The following is a 239-nucleotide window of genomic DNA, read 5'->3' as shown; positions in this document are numbered from 1 at the left end:
GTAAAAAAAAAAAAAACAAAATAGACCGTGAAAATTTCGCAGCTTCTCGTGATGGGGGCAGAAGAGGGGAGCAAACCGCCGCCGCCGCCGCCGCAGGCGGCTCCCGCCGCGAGGCCGCAGCCGATAACTCCGGCGGAGTTCCTCTCCTGGAAGCAGCGGAAGGATGCAGAGGAAGCTGCAAGGAAAGCTGAAGCAGCACAGAAGCGAGAGGCAGATATAGCTTCAGGAGCAGTACAAAC

1 protein-coding gene is annotated in these 239 nt (G+C 56.9%); it reads left to right on the top strand.

Annotated elements, in window-relative coordinates:
- Positions 1–191: hypothetical protein (locus L9G74_RS24635; RefSeq protein WP_238899024.1), on the top strand; the 191-nt coding region annotated here is incomplete at its 5' end.
- Positions 192–239: the final 48 nt, after the last annotated feature.

Source organism: Shewanella electrica (genome assembly GCF_022321485.1).
GTDB lineage: Bacteria > Pseudomonadota > Gammaproteobacteria > Enterobacterales > Shewanellaceae > Shewanella > Shewanella electrica.
The sequence above is the reverse complement of the archived record's forward strand: the minus strand, read 5'-3'. Positions and strand labels throughout refer to the sequence as shown.